The organism is Deltaproteobacteria bacterium (assembly GCA_016208165.1).
Taxonomy (GTDB): Bacteria; Desulfobacterota; Desulfarculia; order JACQYL01; family JACQYL01; genus JACQYL01.
In genome coordinates, this window is record JACQYL010000068.1 from 1 (window position 1) to 6,429 (window position 6,429).

At 55.9% G+C, this 6,429-nt stretch carries 10 protein-coding genes; 4 read left to right on the forward strand and 6 right to left on the reverse strand.

Features of this window, described 5'->3' with window-relative positions; all coding sequences use genetic code 11:
- Positions 1–259: 259 nt before the first annotated feature.
- The 5 genes from cbiQ to HY788_14615 all read right to left on the reverse strand — a co-directional run bounded on the left by cbiQ (position 260) and on the right by HY788_14615 (position 3,348).
- Entirely contained in the window at positions 260–1,180 is a 921-nt protein-coding gene (gene cbiQ, locus HY788_14595; GenBank protein MBI4775374.1) for a cobalt ECF transporter T component CbiQ, read from the reverse strand.
- Positions 1,173–1,802: a cobalt transporter CbiM gene (gene cbiM / locus HY788_14600; protein MBI4775375.1), complete on the reverse strand. Its 630-nt coding sequence runs from the start codon at positions 1,800–1,802 to the stop codon at positions 1,173–1,175. The genes cbiQ and cbiM overlap by 8 nt, the downstream gene beginning before the upstream one ends.
- Before the next feature lie 3 nt (positions 1,803–1,805).
- The gene (locus tag HY788_14605; protein MBI4775376.1) at positions 1,806–2,099 is read right to left on the reverse strand and encodes a hypothetical protein; all 294 of its coding nucleotides are present in this window, start codon (positions 2,097–2,099) and stop codon (positions 1,806–1,808) included.
- Positions 2,096–2,428: a carboxypeptidase regulatory-like domain-containing protein gene (locus tag HY788_14610; GenBank protein ID MBI4775377.1), complete on the reverse strand. Its 333-nt coding sequence runs from the start codon at positions 2,426–2,428 to the stop codon at positions 2,096–2,098. Before HY788_14610 ends, HY788_14605 begins: the two co-directional genes overlap by 4 nt.
- 116 nt (positions 2,429–2,544) lie before the next feature.
- Positions 2,545–3,348 carry a DUF4198 domain-containing protein gene (locus HY788_14615; GenBank protein ID MBI4775378.1) on the reverse strand — a complete coding sequence of 268 codons (804 nt, stop codon included), beginning with the start codon at positions 3,346–3,348 and terminating at the stop codon, positions 2,545–2,547.
- Positions 3,349–3,921: 573 nt separating this feature from the next.
- On the opposite strand from HY788_14615, the gene HY788_14620 reads away from it, so the two are divergent.
- The 4 genes from HY788_14620 (at position 3,922) to HY788_14635 (ending at position 5,704) form a co-directional block, all read left to right on the forward strand.
- Entirely contained in the window at positions 3,922–4,344 is a 423-nt protein-coding gene (locus HY788_14620; GenBank protein ID MBI4775379.1) for a DUF3842 family protein, read from the forward strand.
- On the forward strand, positions 4,337–4,534 hold the full coding sequence (locus HY788_14625) for a CooT family nickel-binding protein (protein ID MBI4775380.1): 198 nt from the start codon (positions 4,337–4,339) through the stop codon (positions 4,532–4,534). The genes HY788_14620 and HY788_14625 overlap by 8 nt, the downstream gene beginning before the upstream one ends.
- Positions 4,535–4,623: 89 nt before the next feature.
- Positions 4,624–5,286, forward strand: a complete 663-nt coding sequence (locus HY788_14630; GenBank protein MBI4775381.1) for an iron chelate uptake ABC transporter family permease subunit — start codon at positions 4,624–4,626, stop codon at positions 5,284–5,286.
- 205 nt (positions 5,287–5,491) lie between these two features.
- Entirely contained in the window at positions 5,492–5,704 is a 213-nt protein-coding gene (locus tag HY788_14635; GenBank protein ID MBI4775382.1) for a hypothetical protein, read from the forward strand.
- A 37-nt stretch (positions 5,705–5,741) separates the two neighbouring features.
- On the opposite strand, the gene HY788_14640 is transcribed toward HY788_14635, so the two are convergent.
- The gene (locus HY788_14640; protein MBI4775383.1) at positions 5,742–6,044 is read right to left on the reverse strand and encodes a hypothetical protein; all 303 of its coding nucleotides are present in this window, start codon (positions 6,042–6,044) and stop codon (positions 5,742–5,744) included.
- Between the last annotated feature and the right edge of the window lie 385 nt (positions 6,045–6,429).

A 6,429-nucleotide genomic window follows, 5' to 3' on the forward strand; every position in this document is an offset into this window, starting at 1 on the left:
GATCAAAACGTCTTCCCGTCGTACCCCCTTGTTAAATCCTTTCAGGCCGGCGCCGCCCAGCCGCAGGCGAGCGCGCACAGGACAATGGACGCATGAGGAGGCTCCCGAGCACGTTGTGGAGACCGGGTCCGGCTCCGAGTCGTTCCGGCGCAAGCCGGAAGGACCCTCGCTCAAAAGGTTTTGGGAAGAGTTTGGGGAACCCTTTTCCAAAAGGGTTCCCCAAAGATACCCTGAATACATACTATGCACTTGCTTCTCCTCACCCGGCCATCCGGTCGTAGACAATGAGCGCCACGCCAACGGCCATCCAACCGCCCGCCACCACAAAATCCATGGTCTGTAGACGGAGTTGGGCCGGTTCCGGAAAGCGTCCTTTGTAGCCCCGAGCGCGCATGGCGTCGAATACCCGCTCGGTCCTTTCGAAACTGCGCACAAACAGCATCCCCAGGAAGTTCGCCACCGCGCGTAACGTTTCCAGGTTGGTGCGCTTGCGGAAGCCGCGTATACGCATGCCCGAAGACATGCGACGGGCCTCGTGCCGAAATACATGCAAATACCGGTAGCTGAGCAGCACCATCTGGCCTGCCATTTCCGGCGCGCCGAGTCGCGAGAGGCCATAAAGCGTGACCGGAAGAGGCGCCGTGGACAGCAATGGTTCCATTAGCAATGCAATGGCCACGGCCTTGGCGGCGATGGTGGCGGCCAGGTTCAAACCACGCAGGTTGAAGGCAACCCATTCCATCCCGCCGAAGGTCAGCACGGTGTCTCCAGGATGTATCGGAACCGAGAACGGCATGACCACCAAAAACATGGTTACGAAACCGGAGATCGCCAGCAATCGGAACAGCACCTTTGCAAAAGAAGCCCTTGCTATGACCAGCGTCAGCAAGGACACGCCGATGGCGGCTAGGGCGGGCATCGGATGTCCCAACGACGCGACCATAAAACTGTAGACCAGCAGCGTCACGATCTTGCAGCGCACGTCCCAGCGGTGGAATAGAGAATCGCCGGAGATTTCTTCCAAGGACGGCGCCGACCAGTCACGTTCCTCGCCGGGCGCACTGCGATCATGCGCCGCAGTGCGAAGACGAACCACAACGAACGCCAGCACCGCAAGCGGCGCCAATACCAGCAGGGGTAATTGCCACAGGGGCAGGGAAATAGGAGGTACGTCAGTCATGGGCTGCACCGGCCGAAGAAACAAAGGTCGGCTGCAATAGCTCGGGTTTGACACGGGCCAGGAAGGCGATGGTAAATGCGCTCACCAGGCCCTCGATGATGACCACGGGGACATGCGACAGCAGGGCGATTTTGGCTACGCCGAAAAAGTCTTCACCTCCGGTAACCAGGAGCAGGGCCAGAATCATGGCGGCCAGGACGGTCCCCAACGCCCCCGCCAGTCCGCCGACAAGGGCCTGCCGCGGGCGGGCGCGTCCTTTGAACCGCCGGAACAACCAACCGCAGACCAGAGCGGGCAGCCCCATCATGAGGGAGTTGGCGCCCAACGCGGTTATGCCGCCGAATTGAAACAGTAAGCTTTGCAGCAATAGCCCCAAGCCGATGGAGAGAAACGCGGACGGCCCCAGCAGCGCACCCGTGAGACCGGGTATGATGAGATGGACGCTCGTCGGTCCAAACGGCACATGAACCAGGGAAGCCACGAAGAAAGCCGCCGTCATCACCGCCAACTTGGGCAGATCCCCGCTGCGGGTGCGGCGGGCGCTCCAGGCTGCCAGGGCCGCGCTGGCCACATAGCTTCCAACTGTCACGGACACGGGAAGTACCCCGTCGGAAATATGCATGGTCTACCTCTTGCGGCGTGCGGCGACAAACGCGGCTATTCCAAAGAGGCCCGCAATGTAGCCGATGCCGGCGAATACGTCTTCAAGGCCCGGCTTGTCAAGGTCCGCGCGCAAAGCCGCAATTTCCCGCTGAATGCGCCTCAGATCGTCGGACAGCTTGCTGTTTTGCTCCTTCAAAAGCGCGATAATTGCCTGAGGGTCGGCGGCGGCCGGCGTCTCCGCCAAAAGTGAATTCGCGGGGCCTGTCAAACAGAGGCCAAGGACGGCGATGATAAGCCCTCTTTGAAAACCCTTCATTTACGAGTCTCCACTTCGCTTTTCTTCAGCTTGAAACTGTTTCTGTGACCCATGGTTGCTTCGATGACGATGGTCAGATCGTCGACTTTGGGCACGTCAAAACTGAAAAGCCCTCCGTTGTCCGTCACCCCTTCCAGGAGCAGTTCGTTCCGGCTGTCATACACCAGAACCTTTCCGCCCTTCACGGGGGAGCCATCCGGAAAATAGCTCTCCGTGTACACCTTGCCGGCTTCGACATAAGCGAACAGGTTCACCTTGTGCGCCAATACGGCGCCGCAAAGCAGCAATGACACAAAAATGCACATAAGAAAACAACTCTTTGTTTTCACGATGCCCTCCTTCTCATACCGCTGCTCAAGGGAGAAAATGGTAATCTTCGTGAATGGACATGGAAATGGAGCCTGCCACTGGGCGGGACCGCCCCGGAGCAATGAAGAACCGGTCGCTATTTCATATCCCGAGTATGGACCCAGTAGACCGCTCCGATTTCAACTCCTTTCTCCTCGCCGTCATGCTTCAACTTCCAGTCGGCTTCGTTAAGGGCCGCAAATCCCCACCATCCGGCTCTCGGCATGGCGTAATTGAAAACGCCGTTGACATCCGCTTTGACCACCTGGGTCACAAAGGCGTCCGCCGGCGCTACGACACTGGTGTTACCGGGGGACTCGTTCAGGTATTCGACTTCCACCTCGGCAAAGGAGACCGGCTTGCCCTTGAGCAGCACCCGGCCGGTAAACAGGTTGCCGGTCCATAGACCATAAGGCCGGGTCATGGGTATAATTTCGGTCTCGAGGCCGACCGGTCGGTCCCAGCCTTCCTCCAAACCTAAGGCATCCACGCAGACCTTGGTGTAGTGTACGATAAATACGTCTTCCGCAGGTTCCCAATAGGGAGTAGGTTCCACAAAGAACGTGTAGTCTCCCGGCCGGCGAATCCGGTAATCGGAGGTCCAGAACGTGAACTCTTCGGCCTGATCCGGGCTTTTGCCCTTGACCGCCTTGAGGGTATCGAGCAAATCGGTTTTCTCGCCGGCGTGCAACACGCCGAACTGCTTTGGTTTGGCCATCTCCATGTAGTGTCTTTCCATGGGGTGGATGAATTTAACTTGAAGGTTCAAGGTCATCACGTCATCTTGGGTCACGATGTCGTCCGACGGTATGATCGCGCCGAAATGCGCGGACGCCGGGACGGCGGCCATCATCAGAACCAGAATACTCACGACTGAAAAAATTGAAATGGTTGTGCGCATCGTAGAGTTCCCTTCTCTTCTTATTCTTGATCAAATGGGTTCCGAAAAACAAACAAAACGACTCCTCGAAAGCATCTTCCAATCGGCTCAACGTTCATAAATCGGCTAAAACCCCGGTCCATCCGGTCCGTGATGTTGATTTCATCCTCTGAAAGACCCGATGCGATGCTTTCTCTGCTATCGTCTTCGCGATAAAAAAAGCCACGAACACCGGCGGATCCGTTCCGCCGTTCTGCCTTCGTGGCTTGGCTTGTCCAAACGCTTAATGTGGATAGAATGGAAACTTCTGTTTCCGAATTGATCCTTATATAGATTCAATATCTTCCAGAGTCAATAAGAATGTTCCTTATTCGCTCCGGCGCGAACCAAGTGATGGAAATTGGGATTGACATTCGATTGCTCAATGAAGTACAGGGAGCACGTATCTTGACGCCAGGAAGGCGTCGATCCAGTAGCGAAAAGCCATCTAATATATTGTCGATTAGGCCACGAAGGCTTGGGCGAAGAAGAACTGCCCGGTGTTCGTGGCCTTTTTTGTTTCAAGACAAGAAAACGAGATAAGGAAACATCGGCGTGCCTAAACGAATTTGCGTGATCGACGGCCAGGGCGGCGGCATCGGCGCGACCGTGATCAAGTACCTGAGAGAGGCGCACGGCGAGTCCGTGGAGTTGATCGCCCTGGGAACAAATACCATTGCAACGGCCCAAATGCTCAAGGCCGGCGCCAACAAGGGAGCGTCCGGAGAAAATGCCATTTGCCGGACAGTTTTGACGGCGGACTGTATTATCGGTCCCATTGCCGTCACCTGGGCCAACGCCATGCTGGGCGAAGTGACGCCCAAAATGGCCGAAGCCGTTACTTCCAGCGAGGCCATAAAGATTCTTTTGCCCCTGACTCAGGAAAAAGTCGAGATTGTGGGCGTTCCCAAAGAGCCACTGCCCCACCTGGTGCAGGAGGTGGTGGAAAAGATAAAGGAGGTAATGAAACATGTGTGAAGCCAATGCCTATTGGGTGAAAGAAGGCGAGGAAGAGCTAATCATGGAATCCGTAGATCTCGTCGAGCCGGAAGGGGACGATTCTTGGCGTCTGGTGGGCATTTTCGGCGACCGGAAGACCGTCAGAGGCCGGATCGGGGGGATGAACCTGGTCGACCATAAGATTTTGTTCGAAGCGCAAGGCGACTGAAAAGACCTTGGCGGGCATTTTTCATGCTTTCGGTCATCAGGCATAGGAAAGCCTCTCCACTGGAATGGATCATGAAGGGTAGGCGTTGAATGACGGCTCCATCCGGCCCTATCACGGCTGCCTATATACAGCAGGTGCACAAGAAGCTGCTTCTGCTGGCAATACTGCCGGGCGCAACATTTGTCACCGCCGTGTATGCGATCTCTAAGGGCGCTTACGAAATCCCTGTGTGGGACGTGCTACGCGCCTTGGTCGGACAAGCTGAAGGTCCTCAGAGCATCGTAATTTCAAATATCCGGATACCCCGCGTCGTTGCCGCCGTTGTCTGCGGCTGGGGGCTTTCCCTTTCGGGCCTGTGCATCCAATCCCTGCTGAAAAACCCGCTCGGTTCCCCTTCGACACTGGGAATCAGTCAGGGCGGAGCCTTCGGGGCGGCGTTGTCCATTGTTGTCTTCGGGGCGCAATTCTTGTCCGTGACGGCTTTCGCCTTTGTGGGCGCCATGGGGGCGACGGTCGTCATCCTCATGCTGGCCCGGCTCAAACGCTTGTCACCCGAGGCCGTCATACTGGTCGGCGTGGCCCTCTCCGCTTTGTTCGCCTCAGCCACCATCCTGATTCAGTTTATCGCCACAGAGGCCCAGAAGGACCGGGCTCATTCCCGATCATCAGAAACCGGACGTGTACGTCGGAGGAATTGGTTATCGCGGCGCCCATGGCATCGAAAGCACGGAACAGCGTTACAGTCCGCTTGAATGGGTCAACGCGAAAAACGTGGCGGAACGGGTCGATGCAAGTATCGGAAGCCACGTCTTCATGGACAAAGAGATGCTCTTGAAACCGAACCCGGACGTCATTTTCATCGACGGCGGAGGATGGACCCTGGTGTCGGAAGATTTTGGTAAGAAACCGGAATTTTAGAAGGCGCTGAAAGCGTTCGCGAACCGACGGGTCTACACATTGCCTCCGTTCAACCGGTATACGACCAACATCGGCACGGCGTTGGCCGACGCTTACGCTATCGGGAAGCTCCTGCACAAAGAGCATTTCGAAGACATCGATCCCGAAAAAAAGGCCGATGAGATCTACACGTTCCTGATCGGAAAACCGGTCTATCGGGAGATGGAAGAAGTCTACGGTCCTATCGGGCGAGTAGCGCAATTTCCGGATTGATGGTTATCTTAAAAAAAAGATGAAATGGGGAGGAAAATCATGAGAAATCATCCCTTTTCCTCCTGCAAATAGATAGACGAAAAGGAGAAGGAAAATGAAAGGAGAACATACTCTCACACAGTGCCACGGGCATGATCATTCGCATAAGCACGATCATGAACACGAGCACGAGGGCGAGAAGCACGGCCACGAACACGAGCAACTCCACGCCCATGATCACGAGCACGACCGCCGGCACGAGCACACGCACGAAGGGAAAAACGACGATCACGGGCATGAGCATACCGGCGAGCACGGGCCGCACGATCATGCTCATCCGGGCCACGAGAATGAGGCTCACGAGCATCGCCACGACTAGGGCCGATGAGGCGTCCGGCGATATAAGACAATTTACTTCAGCCTAAAGCTGCTCTTTAACTAACGAAGCCGGGAAGACTTCGAGGAATACGGAACGTATTCCATACGGTATCTTTCCGGTTTTTTGTTTGTGGGGATTGCCTCGAGAGATCCGTTGGTTGATTCGGAATCCCATTAAGGCGGAGGAGTTTTCAATCGAATGAGAGTTCCTTGCGCGACCGGTTACCGCCTCGCCATAACCACATACTCAGTATCTGGAAAACACCGCCATGAAGGCTCTCCTGTCCGCGAATGGAATGAGGTGAGATTCGAGTTGCTTCAGAAAGGCCACGGTCCTTCAGGTTACAAAGAGAGAGCAGAGCATATGA